The following is a 16,542-nucleotide window of genomic DNA, read 5'->3' as shown; positions in this document are numbered from 1 at the left end:
TTATGGAGGAATTCACGATCCAAGGTTGCGCCGCCAGGAGCAGGTGCGCCCATGAAGTTGGAGGTCCCCATGGCTGACCCGCACACGACCCGAGGCAACGCAGACGAGATCCACCAGGACGTCCGCGACGACGATGTCATGACGACGCAGCAGGGGAGCGTCGTCTACGACGACCAGAACTCGTTGCGCGCGGGGGACCGCGGCCCGACGCTCATGCAGGACGCGCACATGCGCGAGAAGATCATGCACTTCGACCACGAGCGCATCCCCGAGCGCGTCGTGCACGCGCGTGGTTACGGCGCCCACGGCGTCTTCGAGTCCTATGACGACCACAGCGACATCACGGCCGCTCACCTGCTCGGGGAGAAGGGCCGCCAGACCGAGGTGTTCGTCCGGTTCTCCACGGTGGCGGGCAACAAGGGTTCGTTCGACCTCGCGCGCGACGTGCGTGGTTTCGCGACGAAGTTCTACACCGAGGAAGGCAACTGGGATCTCGTCGGCAACAACATGCCGGTGTTCTTCATCCAGGACGCGATCAAGTTCCCCGACCTCATCCATTCGGTCAAGGAGGAGCAGGACCGCGGTTTCCCGCAGGCGGCGAGCGCCCACGACACGTTCTGGGACTTCGTCTCGCTCATGCCCGAGTCGACGAACATGCTCCTGTGGCACATGAGCGACCGCGCCATCCCGCGCAGCTTCCGTTTCATGGAGGGCTTCGGCGTCAACACCTTCCGCTTCGTGACGGCCGAGGGCAAGGCGCAGTTCGTAAAGTTCCACTGGAAGCCGCAGCAGGGTTTGCAGTCGGTCGTGTGGAACGAGGCCGTCAAGATCAACGGAGCTGACGCCGACTTCCACCGTCGTGACCTGTACGAGGCCATCGAGTCGGGCGACCTGCCGAGCTGGGAGCTCGGCGTGCAGATCTTCGACGACGAGTTCGCCGACAGCTTCGACTTCGACGTGCTCGACGCGACGAAGATCATTCCGGAGGAGGTGCTGCCAGTTCGCCCGCTCGGCCGGATGACGCTGAACCGCACCGTGGAGAACGTCTTCTCCGAGACCGAGCAGGTCGCCTTCATGACGCAGAACGTCGTGCCCGGCATCGACTTCTCCGACGACCCGCTGCTGCAGGGGCGCAACTTCAGCTACCTCGACACGCAGCTGTCGCGTCTGGGCAGCACGAACCACGCCCAGCTGCCGGTGAACGCGCCGCGCTGCCCGGTGGCACACTTCCAGCGCGACGGGGCCATGCAGACGAGCCTTCAGCCAGGCCGTGCGAACTACGAGCCCAACGGGTTCAGCGGCGACGAGCGTGGGCCACGCGCCCTGACGACGTTCGAGCCGAAGGCCTACCCCGAGCAGGTCGAGGGAACGATGCGTCGTCTGCGGGCCGAGTCGTTCGCCGACCACTACAGCCAGGCCAACCAGTTCTGGCGCAGCCAGAGCGAGGTCGAGCAGCAGCACATCGTCGACGCGTTCGCGTTCGAGCTCGGCAAGTGCGAGATCGCCGAGATCCGCACGCGCATGCTCGCGAATCTGCGCAACGTGGACGACACTCTCGCCGAGCGGGTGGCGGAGCAGCTCGCGATGGAACTGCCCGAAGCGTCCCCGGCGAAGGTGAAGCCGCGTCACGACCTGCCCACGTCGGACGCGCTGAGCATCGTCAGGAACGGGCCGAAGACGTTCGCCGGACGCACGGTCGGTGCCCTGGTCAGCGAAGGTGCGAGCGCAGAGCTGATCGGCGCGTTGCGCAGCGCGTTGGAGAAGGAGGGCGCGACGCTCCAGGTCGTCGCACCCGCCATCGGTGGTGTGACGCTCGACTCGGGCGAGAAGCTGCCCGCCGACCACGCCGTGGCAGGTGGCCCCTCCGTTCTCTTCGACGCGGTGGCTCTGCTGCCGTCGGCGCAGGGCGCGACGGTGCTGGGCGAGATCGCCGAAGCGCGTGACTTCGTCACGGACGCGCTCGCGCACGACAAGTTCATCGCCGTCGGCCCCGATGCTCAGGGCCTGCTGGACGCAGCCGGGGTCTCGAGTCGCGTCGACGAGGGCTTCGTCGCCGTCGCGGATGCGGACGGCGCTTCGAGCTTCGTCGAGACCTGCCGGGCGCTGCGGTTCTGGGAGCGAGAGGTGCGCGGTTGAACCGAACCACGCTCTTCGGCGCCCGCCCCGACGTTCCCGCTGGTGACGTCGGGGCGGCGCTTGCCGTCGCTCCGACGTTGTGCGAACACGCCGCGTTGTTGGGTCGCGAAACGTCGGCCTACTTCGGGTTGCTGCGCGAGCTCGGAGCGTTCGATCTCACGACGGCGCGTACCCTCGAGCCTCACCTCGACGCGTTGACGATCCTTGCGGAGGCCGGCGTCGAGCCCCTCGACCTGTCCGTTGGCGTGACGAAGGCATCGACGTGGGGCGTCTTCGCGAGCCGGGCTCCCGAGCTTCGCGCGGAGCACACGGGTGCGGGGTGGCGCCTCAGCGGCACCAAGCCGTGGTGCTCCCTCGCCGACCGACTCACCCACGCGCTCGTCACCGTGGGAACCCCCGAGGGGCAGAGGCTGTTCGCCCTCGGACTCGACGACTCCAGCGTCCACGTCTCATCGGCACCGTGGGTGGCGCGTGGACTGAGCGCGGTTCGCTCGCCCTCCGTGACGTTCGTCGACACGCCGGCCGAACCGGTCGGCGAGCCGGGCTTCTATCTCGGACGCGACGGCTTCGCCTGGGGTGGTGTCGGGGTCGCGGCGATCTGGGCAGGAGCGGTCGACGCCCTCACGCGGACGGTCACGAACGCCGCGGAGAGGCGCGAGCCGGACCAGATCGCCCTCATGCATCTCGGGCGCCTTTCCACCTACCGTCACGTGCTCGACGTGACGCTCGCCGATGCGGCGTCGCGCATCGATGCGGGGCAGGCTGCCGGCACGGATGGCTCGAGGCTGGCCGCGCAGGCCCGGGCCGTCGTGGCGGAAGTCGCCGAGAACGCCCTCTCGTGCGTCGGGCACGCCCTCGGCCCCGGCCCCCTCACCGGTGACGAGGAACACGCACGTCGGGTGGCCGACCTCACCGTCTACCTTCGTCAACACCACGCCGAGCGCGACCTCGCGGCGATCGGTGCAACCGTGCTCGAAGGGACCGGCGAGTGAGCGGCACCTGGTCGGCCCGGGAGCCCGGTCGTTCGGAGCAGTCGTGGTTCGACACCGTGGCCTGGTCGCGGTTGCCGGCCGTCGACATGGGCGCGCTCACCGAGCGGTGGAAGCGGCTGCTCGTCGTTTCCGCCCACCCAGACGACGAGACGCTCGGCGCGGGTGCCTTCGTCGCACAGGCTGCCGCGTCGGGTCTGCCCATCGACACCGTGCTCGTCACGGACGGTGAAGCCGCGTACCCGAGCGCCGACGCGCGAGCCAAGGCCGTGCTCGCCGAATGGCGGGGGCGTGAGTACGACGCGGCGCTCGCAGCCCTCGGTGTGGGCGGGGCGGTCCATCGTCTGGGGCTTCCCGACGGGGGTGTGGCGCCGGCTCGCGCGGCCTTGGCCGAACGGCTCGCACCCCTCGTCGACGAGTCGACCCTCGTCCTCGCGCCGTGGAGTCAGGACGGCCACATCGACCACGACACGACCGGCGTCGTGGCGGCCCAGGTGGCACGTGCGGCATCCGCTTCGTGCATCCACTACCCCGTGTGGCTCTGGCACTGGGCAACCCCCGACACGCTCGACTGGGACCGGGTCGTGCTCGCCGTCCCCGACGCACGGTCGTTGCACCGCAAACAAGACGCGATCGGTGTTTACCGCTCGCAGACGAACGGTCTCACCGGGGTCGCAGCGGCGCCCGAGGTGCTCGACGGTGGCGTCATGGCGCACTTCGCGCGACTCACCGAGGTGCTCGTCGATCCGGACGGCGTGCTCCCGCACGCCGCGTCCCAGGGCATCACCCCCTCGACCTCCTTCGATGCCATGTTCGCGCAGAGCGACGATCCGTGGAACGTCGAGTCGAGTTGGTACGAGCGTCGCCGCAGCGCTCTCGTGGCGGCCGTGTTGCCGAACGAGCGGCTCGGTCGCGTGCTGGACATCGGCTGTTCCACCGGGGCACTCACAGCCCAGCTCGCCGAGCGCGCCGAGAGCGTTCTCGCGCTCGACATCAGCGATGAGGCGCTCGCGCGTGCTCGGCGTCGATCGGTGACGAACGTCGAGTGGCGTCGGGCGCAGGTACCCCGAGACCTCGGTGGGATCGACACCGGATACGACCTCGTCGTGCTCAGCGAGATCGGCTATTTCCTCGACGGCCGCGCGATCGCGGAGCTCATCGGGCAGGTCGATCGGCTGCTCGCCCCCGGTGGTGTCGTGCTCGCCGCGAACTGGTTGGCGTCCACCCAAGAGATTCCCCTCGACGGCACCCTCGTGGACGCGCAGTTGCGGGCGGTGTGGCCCGTCGTCGCCGAGTACCGTGACAGCGACGTGAGCATCGTCGTCCACCAACCGCAGGAGCGGGTATGAGTGTCGACGCGACGCCGCGCAACCTTCATTACGGCGTCTTCTACGGCCTCACCCCGTTGCCGCAGGACAAGCCCCTGCTCCTCGTGCACGGCAACTGCCAGGCAGAGTCCCTGCGCGTTTTGCTCCAGGGGTGCTATCCGGACGCCGTGACGACGGCGCGTCTCGTGCCGGCGCACGAGATGACGGCCGACGACGTGCCGCACCTGCGCCGCCTGCTCGCCTGTGCGAGCCTGCTCGTCACGCAGCCGATCGTGAAGAGCTACCGGGGTCTGCCCATCGGCACCGCAGACCTGCACGAGGCCGCGCCGCAGCTCACGAACTGCGTCGTGCCAGTCTTGCGCTGGGCGGGGTTACACCCCACCCAGGCCATCGTCCGCAGCAGTGAGGGGGAGCCACCCCTCGTGCCCTACCACGATCTGCGCACCGTCCTCGAGGCCGCGACAGGTCGTCGCACCCGCATCCGCCTGGCGGCTGCGCGCACCCTGCGAGAGATGTCGCTCGCTGCCCTTCGTGAGCGCACGAACCGGCACGGAGCGCTCGTCGTCGACGATCTTCTCGCGCGTCGCGGGGAGCGCACCGTGCACGTCGTCAATCACCCGACGAACGCCGTGCTCACCGGCGTGGCAGGACGGATCGGGGAGCGGCTCGCACTGGGCGCTCCTCGTGCATTCGACCCCGGGCGGGTGCTGCTCGGATCGGTCGTTGCACCGATCGAGGAGGCCGCTGCCGCCGTCAACGATCTCGCGCCGGATACCGACGACACGTGGGTCGTGCACGGCGAGTGCGTACCCTCCGAACGGATCCGGGAGGCGCACCTCGCCTGGTACTCCCGGCACCCGCGGGGGCTCGATGACGCGCTCGCACGCCATGCGTCGGCTTTGCACATTCTCGAGTCGGCGGCATGAGCACGGTCGAACACCTCTTGCTCGGGCCGCCGACGCACGGTGTCACGCATCATGGCCGATCCGTCGCGGGCGCGCACCGGGTGTCGCTACGTCACGTCGGTCCCGGTGCGCGTGACCTCGCAGCCACGCTTCGCAGCGGGCAGGGGGACGTTCACGTCCACGTCACCGATCACCTGCTTGGTGACGACGCGGACGCCATCGCCCTCGCCGTGGGCGAGCTGGCGACGACAGCCCGCCCGGTTCACCTCACGCTCCACGACATCCCCCAACCGGCCGAAGGTGAACCGCGATTCGCGCGGCGCCGCGAGACCTACCGTCGACTCGTGGACCTGGCAGCGTCGATCCAGGTGTGCAGCGAACACGAGCGCGACCTGCTCGAGGAGATGACATCGAGACCGGTGGACGCCGTGGTGCGACTGCCCGTCGACGTGTCGCAGCTCGCGCCCTCGCGCGTCACGCGGCGGATGCAGGTCGGCCCGGTTGGCGCCCTCGGCTTCGTCCACCCCGGTAAGAACCCAGGTGCGGCGCTCACGGCGGCCGCACGGATCGGACGCGGTCTTCGTCTGCTCGGTGCCCTCGGCCCCGGTCATGAGGCACTGTTCGAAGAGCTGCAGATGCAGGCGATGCAGGCCGGGGTGGCGTGTACCGTGACCGGCCACCTCACCGAGAAGCGGATGGACGAACAGATCGCCGGGGTCAGCGTGCCGGTGGCCCCGTATCGTCACATCTCCGCCTCCGGATCGATCGGACGCTGGATCGCGGCAGGACGTCGTCCCGTTGTCCTGCGCAACCCGTGGGTCGAGGAGCTCGCCCGTCACGCACCGTGGGCTCTCACCGTCGTCGACCCGCCGGAGTTCTGTGACGCCGTTGCCGCCGCGAGTGAGAATCTTGCGAGCACTCTCACGGGCGGACGCCGCGACGGTCTCCTCACGACGGAGCAGGCCGCTCGGACGCAGGCCGAGGTGCTCGAGGTGGTGAGCCGTGCGTGACCTGACGGATCTGCCGCACGTCGACGTCGTCGTCACCCACTACAACGACCCGGAGCGACTCGCGTGGGTGTTGGATGCGCTGACCGCGCAGCGCTACCCGGCCGATCGGCTGCACGTGGTCGTCGCCGACGACGGTTCTGCGCACCTGCCGGACGTGCCGGCCCGAGTCCGGGTGCTGACGCAGGCGGACGAAGGGTTCCGGGCGGCGGCTGCCCGCAACATGGGAGCACGCGCAGGTACGGCGCCCTACCTCGTGTTCCTCGACGGCGACACAGTGCCCGAACCTGACTTCTGTGCACGCGTCGTCGCCGCGTGCGCGGACGACGCCCTCGTCGTCGGGCGCCGTCGGCACGCCGATCTGAGCGCTTTGGGGCGCGCGGGCGTAGCCGCCCTGGCCGCCGGTGAGCTCGCCGACGACCACCTTCCGCTCCTCGAGGAACCGCAATGGCTGCGTGAGGGTTACGCGCGCACCCGTGACCTCGCCGAAGCGGGCCCTGATGACTGGCGTTACGTCATCAGCGCTGTGCTCGCTCTACCCCGTGCGGTATTCACCGCGCTCGGCGGTTTCGACGCCTCACTCGTCGGCTATGGCGGTGAGGACTGGGATCTCGCGTACCGCGCCTGGAATGCCGGGATTGCGCTGCGTCACGTTCCGAACGCAGTGGCGTGGCACGACGGCCCGGACGCCGCCGGGCGTCAGGGTTTCGCAGAGGCCAAGGAGCACGAACAACTGGCCCTCGCGGAACGCATCCCGCAACCGTCGGTGCGGGGCCACGGTGGCGTGTGGCGTCAACCGCGCACCGTCGTGCGCTGGCAGGTCGGCGAGATGACGTCGAGCGCCCAACACGCCTGTCTGCTCTCGTGGTTGGCCCTCGGAGATGTCGAGGTGCGCCCCGATCGCCGCCTCCACACGCCGCTGGCTCGTGACCCGCGTGTCACCGTCTCGGGCGATGACGCTCTGTTGGCACGAGCGGAGTTCCTCGTCGAGATCGAGGGTGCCATCGAGCTGTGCGAGCCCGCAGAGTTCCTCGCGACACTGGGCGTCGGACCGCACGAGGCGCGGGGTGTGGCCGGTGCACGGACCCGGGACAGGGCACTCGGCGTCGCGGCCCGCCCGTTCGCCGAGGGGATCCTGATGTCACTCGACCCGAGCGCACGCGTCGACCTCGAAGCCCGGGGGCGTCGCCCATGACACGAGTGGACGCCCTCACCGTCGTCATCCCGGCTCGCAACGAGGTGCTCGCCCTACCTGCTTGCCTCGAGGCGCTCCACGCGTCGTTCCAGCTTGCCGGCCCACATGCCGATGTCATCCTGCGCGCGATCGTCGTGCTCGACTCGTGCACGGACGGCAGCGACACCGTCGTGCGCGCCGCCACCCAGGCGTGGCACCAGGCGGGGCGTGCCGCACTCGAATCGATCACCGTCATGGCCGGTGGTGTCGGGTTGGCGCGCGCCATTGGGAACGCGCGAGCGCTCGCACTTCATGCCGGGGCGGGTCACGAACCCGACACACTCTGGCTGGCCTCCACCGACGCCGACACCATCGTGCCCGGCCACTGGATCTCAACGCATCTTTCCGCTGCCCGAGCCGGTGAGGACGCGCTCGTCGGCACCGTCGAACCGGACGCGACGCTGCCGCTGCACGATCGTGCCCTGTGGCTCGAGCGACACCACCTCGTCGAGGACCACCCCCATGTCCACGGTGCGAACCTGGGGGTCCGGGCCTCGGCCTACCTCGCCGTCGGCGGGTACCGCGCTCTGACCCTGCACGAGGACGCCGATCTCGTCGGCCGCCTGCGCGCGGCACCCGGGGTGCGTGTTCGTGCGACCGACGCGCACCGGGTGGTGACGTCGAGTCGGCTCGAGGCACGCGCGAGCGGTGGGTTCGCGACCTATCTGAAGAACCTCACACGGGGGGTCTCATGATGCGCATCGCTGTCCTCGCGACGAACCGCAACCCGCTGGTCGCCCCGTTCGCCGGAGGCCAGGAGGCACTCACCGCCGCCCTCGTCGAGGGTTTTCGCCGACGCGGCCATCACGTCGTCCTGCACGCTGCGCCGGGAACTCCCGCTTCGCTGGCCGACGAGGTGATCACCTACCCCGAGCTGCCACGCCTTTCGGAGGTGGCGGCGCTCGACCCCCAGGTGCCGGAGGCGCCCTTCCTCGCCGATCACCATGCCTTCACGAGCGCGATGTCCGCACTCATCGCGCGACGCGACATCGACGTCGTGGCCAACCACAGCCTGCATCACCTGCCGATGTCCCTCTCGCCGGCGTTGGCGGCACCGGTCGTCACGACGCTGCACACGCCGCCGTTCCCGTGGATGGAGCTCGGTGCGGCCCTGGCGGCGCCCTCGGCGCGGTACGTCGCCGTCTCGCGCGCACTCGCCGCGCAGTGGACCACCGTCGATGCTCGGGTCGTCCTGAACGGCGCCGACCCCGAGGCATTCACACTCGGGCCGGGTGCGCACGACGGCGCGCTCGCCTGGGTCGGGAGGATCACGCCGGAGAAGGCACCGCACCTCGCAGCCGTTGCGGCTCGCCTGGCCGGCCGTCCGTTGCGCCTCGTCGGCCCGGTCAGTGACAGAGCGTACTTCGAGAGCCAGGTCGCACCGCTTCTCGGGAACGACATCACACATCTCGGTTCACTCGGGTCCGCCGACATCGCGAGCGTTCTCGGTTCGAGCGATGCCCTTCTCGTGACGCCGGTGTGGGAGGAGCCATTCGGCCTCGTCGCCGTCGAGGCGTCGCTTTGCGGCACGCCCGTCATCGCACTCGAGCGGGGAGGTGTGCGTGAAGCCGTCACTGAGGCCACGGGTGTGCTCGTGCCCGACGGGCCCGGGACGCGGGACGAGGTCCGGGTGGCCGCGCTCGTTCAGGCGCTCGGATCGTTGCGTTCGTTCGATCGGCGTGCCGTGCGGGCTGAGGCGGAACGGCGGTTCGGCGTCGAACGACTCGTGGACCAACACCTCCGCACGCTCGCCGACGCGACGGGAAACGCATGAGAATCGGCTACTACGTTCACCACCACGGTCGTGGCCACGCGACGAGGGCGGGTGTCATCGGCCGCGCCGCCGCAGCGCGAGACCACGCCGTCACGTTTCTCGGCAGCGGGCCACTGCCCGAGACCGCGGACGACCCGCGTCTCGAGGCAGTTGTTCTCCCCCGTGACGACCAGCGCCAGGACGCACCGTTTCGTGATGCGCAGGCGGGTGGCGCGCTTCACTGGGCACCCCTGGGCGGCGGCTACGCGCAGCGCGCGTGCCGGATCGCGCAGTGGGTGCACTCCCAGGCGCCCGACGTGGTCGTTGTCGACGTCTCGGTGGAGGTGGCGGCCCTCGTGCGGCTGCTCGGCGTGCCCGTCGTGGTTGTCACGCAACCGGGACAGCGGGACGATGCGCCGCACCGGCTCGCCTACGACATGGCGGCAGCCTTGCTGGCTCCGTGGCCACCCGGTGTCGGACTCGATGCGCACCTCGAACCGTGGCGCGACGCGCTCTTCGAAGTCGGTGGTCTGACCCGCTTCGACGGCGCGTGCGCGACCTCCCACCGGGTGCCGTCGCAGGAGGCCGTCGGCGTGTTCCTCGTCGGCGGTGAAGGCTGGGACGACCCGACGTTGCCCGACGTCGTGCGCGCCGCAACGCCCGAAGTGAGGTGGCGGACACCGAGTACGGCGCCCGGTGCGACGCCGATCGAGACCCTGCTGGCACAGGCCGATGTCGTCGTCACCCACGCCGGACAGAACGCGATAGCCGACGTGGCTGCTTTCGGGGCCCCCGCCGTCGTCGTGGCCCAACGCAGGCCGTTCGACGAGCAGGCCACCATGGGGCGATGCCTCGCCGCGACCGGCATCGCCCGTGTCGTACCGGTGGAATCCGGGGCGGACGAGGTGGCTCGCGCCACGGGAAGAGCCCTCGCCGAGGTAGCGCGTCGCGGACGGGGGCCGGTCGGCGCCGGTTGGCGCGCGTGGAGGACCGAGGAGGCGGCGCAGCGTGCCGTCGACGTCGTCGAAGGAGCTTGTCGTGCCCCATGATTCGCGCTTCGGGCGCACAGTCGTGGTGACGCCGGTGCGCGGTCGCCTGACGCATCTCGTCAACCAACGACGATTCCTCCGAGCCGTGGCACCGGGCATTCTTCATGTCGTGGTGGGTGTCGACATGCCCGATCTCGAGGACGACCTGCGTGCCGCAGGAGTGTGGGGTGACGTCGTTCTGGCCTCGGTCGACGACGATCCACGGGGCATGCCCACGGCGCGGGCACGCAACGCAGGGGTCGAGGCGGCGCGCGAGCACGGGGCTCGGCGGGTCGTTCTCCTCGACGTCGATTGTGCGCCGCTGCCAGGTTTCCTCGAGGCCTTCGACGGCGCCGCCGAACGCCTGGGCGAGTCTGCCGTCCTCAACGCCGTCGTGACCTACCTGCCGCCCGAACGACGTCTGGAGGGGTGCTCGCCGGACGAGGCGATGCCGTGGGTGGATCCCCATTCTGCGCGCCCCGCGCCACCGAGTGGTCGGGTCGTCGTCGACGAGTCCCACCGTCTGCTGTGGTCCCTCGCCGTCGGGTTGGAGCTCAACGTGTGGGACCGTATCGGGGGATTCGACGAGGCCTATGTGGGTTACGGCGCCGAGGACACGGATTTCGGGCAGCGCGCCCGGACTGCGGGGGTGTCAATGGCATGGGTCGGGGGAGCCCACGTGGTGCATCAATGGCATCCGAGCGTGATGCCGCCCGTCCACCATCTCGTCGACATCGTGCGCAACGCAGGCGTGTATCGCGAGCGGTGGGGGGCCTGGCCGATGGAGGGGTGGCTGGCGCAGTTCGCTGCGAGCGGCTACGTCGTGTGGAGCGATGCGTCGCTGGAACTCACCGACGCAGGCCGTGCCGCTGCGGCGCAGGCGCGCTCGTAGATCGCGGCGTGAGCGCGAGCGATGTCGAGCCGCTGGGCTCTTCGCTGCTGCGCGGCGGCGCCGGGCGGTCGGGGCTGCGCCAAAGCGCGGGCGACGGCGTCTGCGACCGTGCGGGGGTCGAGCCCGCCGTCTGCACCGAGAGGGTAGAGCGTGGGCTCGTGTTGCTCTCGGTAGAAGCCGATGTCGGGGGCGACGACGCGTACGCCGAGGTCGTGACACATCTCGATCCATCCCGAGTGGGTGCCCCACCGGTAGGGCATGAGGCTGACGTCGAGCGAGCGCAGGTGGGCGTGGAGGGCAGCGTCGTCGTACGGCTCGTGAAGAACGAGATCGATGCGCCCGGCGTCGGCCAGCTCGTGCGCCAACCGGGAGACCTCGGGGTCGTGACTGGGATCCCGCGGGTCGTCCGTGACGGCGTGCATGGTGACGACGGGGTCGGCGAACTCACTCACGAGAGCGAGGGCGTGCAACGCTCCGAGAGCATCGACATTGGCTCGCAAACTCTTGAGGTGCACACCCACGCGCGGACGGGGCGTCGCGGGTGCGAACGGGGCGGCCTCTGTTCGTGACAGGTCATCCAGCTCGACGATGTGAGGGTGCGCGACGACGTGCGCTTTTCTCCCCCAACGTTTCTCGATGACGTCTCGAGCACCCTCGGTCAGAGTCACCACGGCGTCCGCTGACGGCACGAGCACGTCCAACCGATCGAGTTGAACGCGCTCGTCGGGGATGTGCGGATTGACCAGATCGTGCACGGTGACGACCAGTGCCTTCCCGTGTTCGCGCAACTCGCGCACCACCCGGGCCAGTGCGTGTGGAGTGAACGACTCGAACCCGAAGTGGACGTGCAGGATGTCGAAGTCCGTAGCGTTTCGTGCGACCCAGCCCGGTTGGAGCATCCGCGGCGGCCACCAGCGCACACTGCCGTCCTCACCGACCACGGGTGGGTCGGCGAGGCGCAGGACACGGCGACCGGCATCGGCCTCGTCACCGGGCGGTGGCGCGAGGTGACGGACGTAGGGGTGGTCGGCCGGAACGGAGGCCACCCGCAGGGCTGCAGGTGGCCGTCCTTCGCAGATCACGAGGCGCGCAGATCCTCGTACTCGGGGTGCTTGCTGATCCACGAGTCGACGTACGGGCAGGTGGGCTGCACCTTCTTGCCGCCGGCGCGGATGTCGTCGAGCGCGAACTTGACGATCTGGCCCGCGAAACCGCGGCCTGCGAACTGCTCGGGGACGACGGTGTGCGGCATGTCGACGACGTCGCCGGACTCGCGGTAGTCGGCGATGCCGACGAGCTCGCCGTCGAGGAAGCCCTCGAAGCGGCCGGTCTCGGCGTTCTTCTGGACGGAGATGACATCACTCATGCCCCCACCCTGCCACGCGCAGGCTGCGTTGATGGTGGCTCTCGCTAGGGTGAACGCAGCGACCCGCCGCTCGCCGACGAGCCCTGCCCCACAGGAGGACACCGTGCCCAGCACCCTCGATCTGCTCACCGCCCTCATCGACGGTTCGACGAGCCGTTCCGAGGAGCGCGAAGTGCTCGACATCCTGCGCTCCGCGCCCGCCGCCGAGCTCGACGAGGCCATGGAGAAGCTCGACACCGTCGAGTTGTTCGACAGCGTCGACAACCGGCTCATCGGCCGCGATCACCGGGACGACCTCGTGCAGCTTCTGGCCTACGAGCGTCGTGACGACCTCGGCCTGCACGCGCAGGCGTCGATCATCCGCGGTATGCAGGAGGGCCACACGGACGAGGTCATGGAAGCGGCGATCCGCGACATCCTGCTCTCGCACGCGGGCAACGACCTGTCGCACCTGAAGAACACGATCAACCTCGCGAAGGGCCGCCACGACCTCGAGGGCCTCGTGTTCTCCGACGTCGACGACGAGGGCATCCGCGAGGAGATCCTCGCCCACTTCGCGGCGAGCTCGTCGCTCGACGGGGAGCGTCAGGCGAAGGCGTTGTCGGACATCGACGACACGGCGCTGGGGAAGATCCACGAGGACCGCTACCCGAAGGGCAGCGTCATCCCCGGCGTGCTCGAGTTCTACGAGGCACTCGACCTGGGCCCGCGCGACGAGCCGATCTCGCGGGGCGACCTCACCTTCGTCACGGCGCGGCCCTCGGATGCGCTCGGGCTCATGAAGGGCCACAGCCGCGAGACGCTGACGAAGGCCGGGCTGGCGGACATGTCGATCATGACCGGCAGCATCTTCAACCTCGCGACGCACGACTCGATGGCGGCCAAGAAGGTCGAGAACATCGACCACTACGCCAAGCTCTACCCCGAGTACGACCTCGTCTTCATCGGCGACTCGGGCCAGGGCGACATCGCTGTGGGGGAGGCCATCGTCGAGGCGCACGGCGACGTCGTGCGGGCCGTGTTCATCCATGACGTCGTTGCGATGGCTCCGGCTGAACGAGAGAGGTTGGCCGCGAAGAACATCTGGGTGATCGACACGTACGTGGGTGCTGCGGCGAAGGCGCGGGAGCTCGGTCTCGTCTCGCCGGCGGGCGTGGAGCGGGTGCTCGCGGAGACGAATCGACTGCTCGACGAGATGGCTTGGGAGACACCGGAGCAGGAGCAGACGATTCGGTCACTCGTCCAGCGCGACGCTGCCGCAGCGGGTCTCTGACACCTGGAACACACCGATCCCTTCGCAAAATGCATCGAATCGGTATGTGCCGGAGCGTTACAGAACGTTCACCTGTGTTCGGGGTGTTGACCTTTCCAGCGTTGCCCGAAGGTGGCACGGTAGAGGGCATGAGCCTGGAAGAGTCGCTTCTCCTCGTCGTGAGCTCGGTGATCGTGATGTTCGTCCTGATCTTCGTGCTGGCGACGGTGGAGGAGCGGATGTTCGACGCGGTGCTCGTCTCACCCGACGAGGACGAGGCCGTGGACGCCACAGCCGACACCGTGACGGAACTCAGTCGCGCGGCGTAACACCGCCGCTGTCCAGCGCGCCCAGGCCCTCGTCGGGCAGGCGCGTGAACAGATCGATCGCCGAACGCACTGCGTCGGCGCGCGTTCGATGCTGCACGAGCATCCGATGTTCGTTGTTCCTGTCGGTGCCGGCCACTAGCGTCGAGGCATGGCCAATCGTCTTGCCGTATCCCTGAGCCCGTACCTTCGTCAGCACGCCGACAACCCGGTCGACTGGCGCGAGTGGGACGACGCTGCGTTCGCCGAGGCGCGTGAGCGCGACGTTCCGATCCTGCTCTCCGTCGGGTACGCGGCCTGCCATTGGTGCCACGTCATGGCACACGAGTCGTTCGAAGACCCTGAGGTCGCGGCCGTCGTCAACGCGAACTTCGTCGCCATCAAGGTTGACCGCGAGGAACGCCCCGACATCGACGCCGTGTACATGAACGTCACGCAGGCGCTCACCGGCCATGGCGGCTGGCCCATGACGGTGTTCCTCACGCCCGACGCTGCACCTCTGTACGCGGGCACGTACTTCCCGCGCGACCACTTCCTCCAGGTGCTCTCCGCCATCGACGACGTCTGGCGCACCGACCGTGAGCGCGCCGAATCGAGTGGCCGCGCCATCGTCGACGCCGTGAGCGGAATGACGGCGAAGACCTCCACCAGTGCTACCGAGTTCGACGACGAAGCGCTCGCCGCGTCGATCACGGCGTTGCGACGCGAGTTCGACGACGCTCGCGGCGGCTTCGGGGGAGCCCCCAAGTTCCCGCCGTCGATGACGCTCGAACACCTCCTGCGGCACCACGCCCGGACGGGTGACGCCGACGCGTTCGCCATGGCCGAGCGCACCTGCGAGGCGATGGCTCGCGGCGGAATGTACGACCAGCTCGACGGCGGCTTCGCGCGCTACAGCGTCGACGCCGCGTGGGTCGTGCCGCACTTCGAGAAAATGCTGTACGACAACGCCCAGTTGTTGCGCGTCTACGCCCACCTGTTGCGTGCCACAGGTTCGGCGCCGGCTCGTCGCGTCACGGTCGAGACCGCCGAGTTCATGTTGCGTCGGTTGCTCACCGACGAGGGCGCGTTCGCTTCGGCACTCGACGCGGACACCGACGGCGTCGAAGGACTCACCTACGCGTGGACGCCGGCGCAGCTCGTCGAGGTACTCGGCGACGAGGACGGTGCTCGCGCTGCGCGCCTGCTCGAGGTGACGCCGCACGGCACGTTCGAGCACGGCAGTTCGACGCTGCAGCTGCGCCGAGACCCCGGAGACATGTTCGCCCCGGACGAGGTGGGCGACCCCGACGCGTGGTGGCACGACGTTCGTTCGCGGTTGCTCGCCGCCCGCGACCGGCGGCCTCAGCCGGCCCGCGACGACAAGGTCGTCACCTCCTGGAACGGACTCGCGATTGCAGCACTCGCGGAGGCGGCCATGATTCTCGACGAGCCGCGCTGGCTCGACGCGGCGCGCACCGCGGCCGACGTCGTGCTCGAATCACACGTCATGGACGGTCGGCTGCGCCGCACCTCGCTCGGCGGTGGGGTGAGCGAAGCGCTCGGCTGTGCCGACGACTACGGCAACCTCGCCGAGGGCCTACTCGTGCTCCACCAGGCCACCGGGGAAGCGCGCTACCTCGCGCACGCCACAGAGCTGCTCGATGCCTCGCGCGACCTCTTCGTCACGGACGGCGTCGTCTACGACACGGGCTCGGACGCCGAACAGCTCTTCACCCGGCCCCGTTCGACCGGTGACAACGCCGAGCCGTGCGGCGCGTCGGCCCTGGCGAGCGCGGCGGTCATGGCGTTCGCGCTCACGGGAGAGGCGGACTACCGCGAGTTCGCGGAGGTGTCTATCGGGCAGTTGGGTGCCATCGCGCGTCAGGCGCCCCGGTTCGCCGGGTGGGCGCTCACCGCAGCCGAGGCGCTCGCGGCGGGCCCGGTTCAGGTGGCGATCGTCAGCGACGGCGCTTCGCCCGACACTGACGCCATGGCCACCGGCGCCTGGCAGGCGACGAGCCCTGGCCTCGTGCGAGTGGTGGGCCGTACGGATGCCGAGGGCGTTCCGCTGCTCGCCGACCGCCCGGCCACAGGCGGCCGTGCCACTGCCTACGTCTGCCGGGGATTCGTCTGCGATGCGCCGACGACGGACGTCGGCGAACTCGAGCGGAGCCTGCGGGAGGTCTGACCCGGCCGCCCGACATCAGCTGACGCACGTCGGTGCAGCTGACGCGGTTCGAACTGGCTCAGACTGCGTCACGCGCACCGAACTGCGTCACCTGCACCGACCCGGGCTAATGTCCGAATCCTGCCTGGCTCGTGCTTCGGCGCTGTTTCCGTCACG

The 16,542-nt window shown here is 69.5% G+C and carries 16 protein-coding genes; 13 read left to right on the top strand and 3 right to left on the bottom strand.

What is annotated here, in order from left to right; genetic code table 11:
* The first annotated feature begins 69 nt into the window (after nucleotides 1–69).
* The 10 genes from D1832_RS04685 to D1832_RS04640 are packed head-to-tail and all read left to right on the top strand — an operon-like array spanning nucleotide 70 to nucleotide 11,272.
* On the top strand, nucleotides 70–2,136 hold the full coding sequence (locus D1832_RS04685; RefSeq protein ID WP_118912840.1) for a catalase: 2,067 nt from the start codon (nucleotides 70–72) through the stop codon (nucleotides 2,134–2,136).
* The gene (locus D1832_RS04680; RefSeq protein WP_241510862.1) at nucleotides 2,133–3,128 is read left to right on the top strand and encodes an acyl-CoA dehydrogenase family protein; all 996 of its coding nucleotides are present in this window, start codon (nucleotides 2,133–2,135) and stop codon (nucleotides 3,126–3,128) included. The genes D1832_RS04685 and D1832_RS04680 overlap by 4 nt, the downstream gene beginning before the upstream one ends.
* Complete coding sequence (locus tag D1832_RS04675) at nucleotides 3,125–4,474, top strand: bifunctional PIG-L family deacetylase/class I SAM-dependent methyltransferase (RefSeq protein ID WP_118912838.1); 1,350 nt, start codon at nucleotides 3,125–3,127, stop codon at nucleotides 4,472–4,474. Before D1832_RS04680 ends, D1832_RS04675 begins: the two co-directional genes overlap by 4 nt.
* Nucleotides 4,471–5,379, top strand: a complete 909-nt coding sequence (locus D1832_RS04670; RefSeq protein ID WP_118912837.1) for a WcbI family polysaccharide biosynthesis putative acetyltransferase — start codon at nucleotides 4,471–4,473, stop codon at nucleotides 5,377–5,379. The genes D1832_RS04675 and D1832_RS04670 overlap by 4 nt, the downstream gene beginning before the upstream one ends.
* Nucleotides 5,376–6,368, top strand: coding sequence for a glycosyltransferase family protein (locus D1832_RS04665; RefSeq protein WP_118912836.1), 993 nt, complete (start codon nucleotides 5,376–5,378; stop codon nucleotides 6,366–6,368). The genes D1832_RS04670 and D1832_RS04665 overlap by 4 nt, the downstream gene beginning before the upstream one ends.
* Nucleotides 6,361–7,560, top strand: coding sequence for a glycosyltransferase (locus D1832_RS04660; protein WP_118912835.1), 1,200 nt, complete (start codon nucleotides 6,361–6,363; stop codon nucleotides 7,558–7,560). The genes D1832_RS04665 and D1832_RS04660 overlap by 8 nt, the downstream gene beginning before the upstream one ends.
* Entirely contained in the window at nucleotides 7,557–8,294 is a 738-nt protein-coding gene (locus D1832_RS04655) for a glycosyltransferase family 2 protein (protein WP_241510861.1), read from the top strand. Before D1832_RS04660 ends, D1832_RS04655 begins: the two co-directional genes overlap by 4 nt.
* The gene (locus D1832_RS04650; RefSeq protein ID WP_241510860.1) at nucleotides 8,291–9,373 is read left to right on the top strand and encodes a glycosyltransferase; all 1,083 of its coding nucleotides are present in this window, start codon (nucleotides 8,291–8,293) and stop codon (nucleotides 9,371–9,373) included. The genes D1832_RS04655 and D1832_RS04650 overlap by 4 nt, the downstream gene beginning before the upstream one ends.
* Nucleotides 9,370–10,401, top strand: coding sequence for a glycosyltransferase (locus D1832_RS04645; protein ID WP_118912833.1), 1,032 nt, complete (start codon nucleotides 9,370–9,372; stop codon nucleotides 10,399–10,401). The genes D1832_RS04650 and D1832_RS04645 overlap by 4 nt, the downstream gene beginning before the upstream one ends.
* Nucleotides 10,391–11,272: a glycosyltransferase family 2 protein gene (locus D1832_RS04640; RefSeq protein ID WP_047310524.1), complete on the top strand. Its 882-nt coding sequence runs from the start codon at nucleotides 10,391–10,393 to the stop codon at nucleotides 11,270–11,272. Before D1832_RS04645 ends, D1832_RS04640 begins: the two co-directional genes overlap by 11 nt.
* Here the strand turns inward: D1832_RS04640 and D1832_RS04635 are convergent.
* Both D1832_RS04635 and D1832_RS04630 read right to left on the bottom strand, forming a co-directional pair.
* Nucleotides 11,197–12,354 (bottom strand): glycosyltransferase family protein, encoded by a 1,158-nt coding sequence (locus tag D1832_RS04635; RefSeq protein ID WP_206609352.1) that lies wholly within the window; start codon nucleotides 12,352–12,354, stop codon nucleotides 11,197–11,199. The two genes, D1832_RS04640 and D1832_RS04635, sit on opposite strands and share 76 nt — an antisense overlap.
* Nucleotides 12,351–12,638, bottom strand: a complete 288-nt coding sequence (locus D1832_RS04630; protein WP_047310523.1) for a GNAT family N-acetyltransferase — start codon at nucleotides 12,636–12,638, stop codon at nucleotides 12,351–12,353. Before D1832_RS04630 ends, D1832_RS04635 begins: the two co-directional genes overlap by 4 nt.
* 103 nt (nucleotides 12,639–12,741) lie before the next feature.
* Between D1832_RS04630 and D1832_RS04625 the strand changes: the two genes are divergently transcribed.
* Together D1832_RS04625 and D1832_RS04620 are read left to right on the top strand one after the other, a co-directional pair.
* Nucleotides 12,742–13,911, top strand: a complete 1,170-nt coding sequence (locus D1832_RS04625) for a phosphatase domain-containing protein (RefSeq protein WP_147362611.1) — start codon at nucleotides 12,742–12,744, stop codon at nucleotides 13,909–13,911.
* Nucleotides 13,912–13,985: 74 nt separating this feature from the next.
* Nucleotides 13,986–14,219, top strand: coding sequence for a hypothetical protein (locus tag D1832_RS04620; RefSeq protein WP_182434658.1), 234 nt, complete (start codon nucleotides 13,986–13,988; stop codon nucleotides 14,217–14,219).
* Here D1832_RS04620 and D1832_RS15530 read toward each other — a convergent pair.
* A complete protein-coding gene (locus D1832_RS15530; protein WP_206609351.1) occupies nucleotides 14,203–14,355 on the bottom strand; it encodes a hypothetical protein in 153 nt (50 codons plus the stop codon). The genes D1832_RS04620 and D1832_RS15530 overlap by 17 nt on opposite strands.
* 12 nt (nucleotides 14,356–14,367) lie before the next feature.
* Here D1832_RS15530 and D1832_RS04615 point away from each other — a divergent pair, with 12 nt between their 5' ends.
* Entirely contained in the window at nucleotides 14,368–16,386 is a 2,019-nt protein-coding gene (locus tag D1832_RS04615; RefSeq protein ID WP_118912829.1) for a thioredoxin domain-containing protein, read from the top strand.
* The last annotated feature ends 156 nt before the right edge of the window (nucleotides 16,387–16,542 follow it).

Origin of the sequence: Dermacoccus abyssi, from assembly GCF_003515945.1 — a bacterium.
GTDB lineage: Bacteria > Actinomycetota > Actinomycetes > Actinomycetales > Dermatophilaceae > Dermacoccus > Dermacoccus abyssi.
Note: the sequence above shows the minus strand (reverse complement) of the source record. Positions and strands in the feature narration are given on the sequence as shown.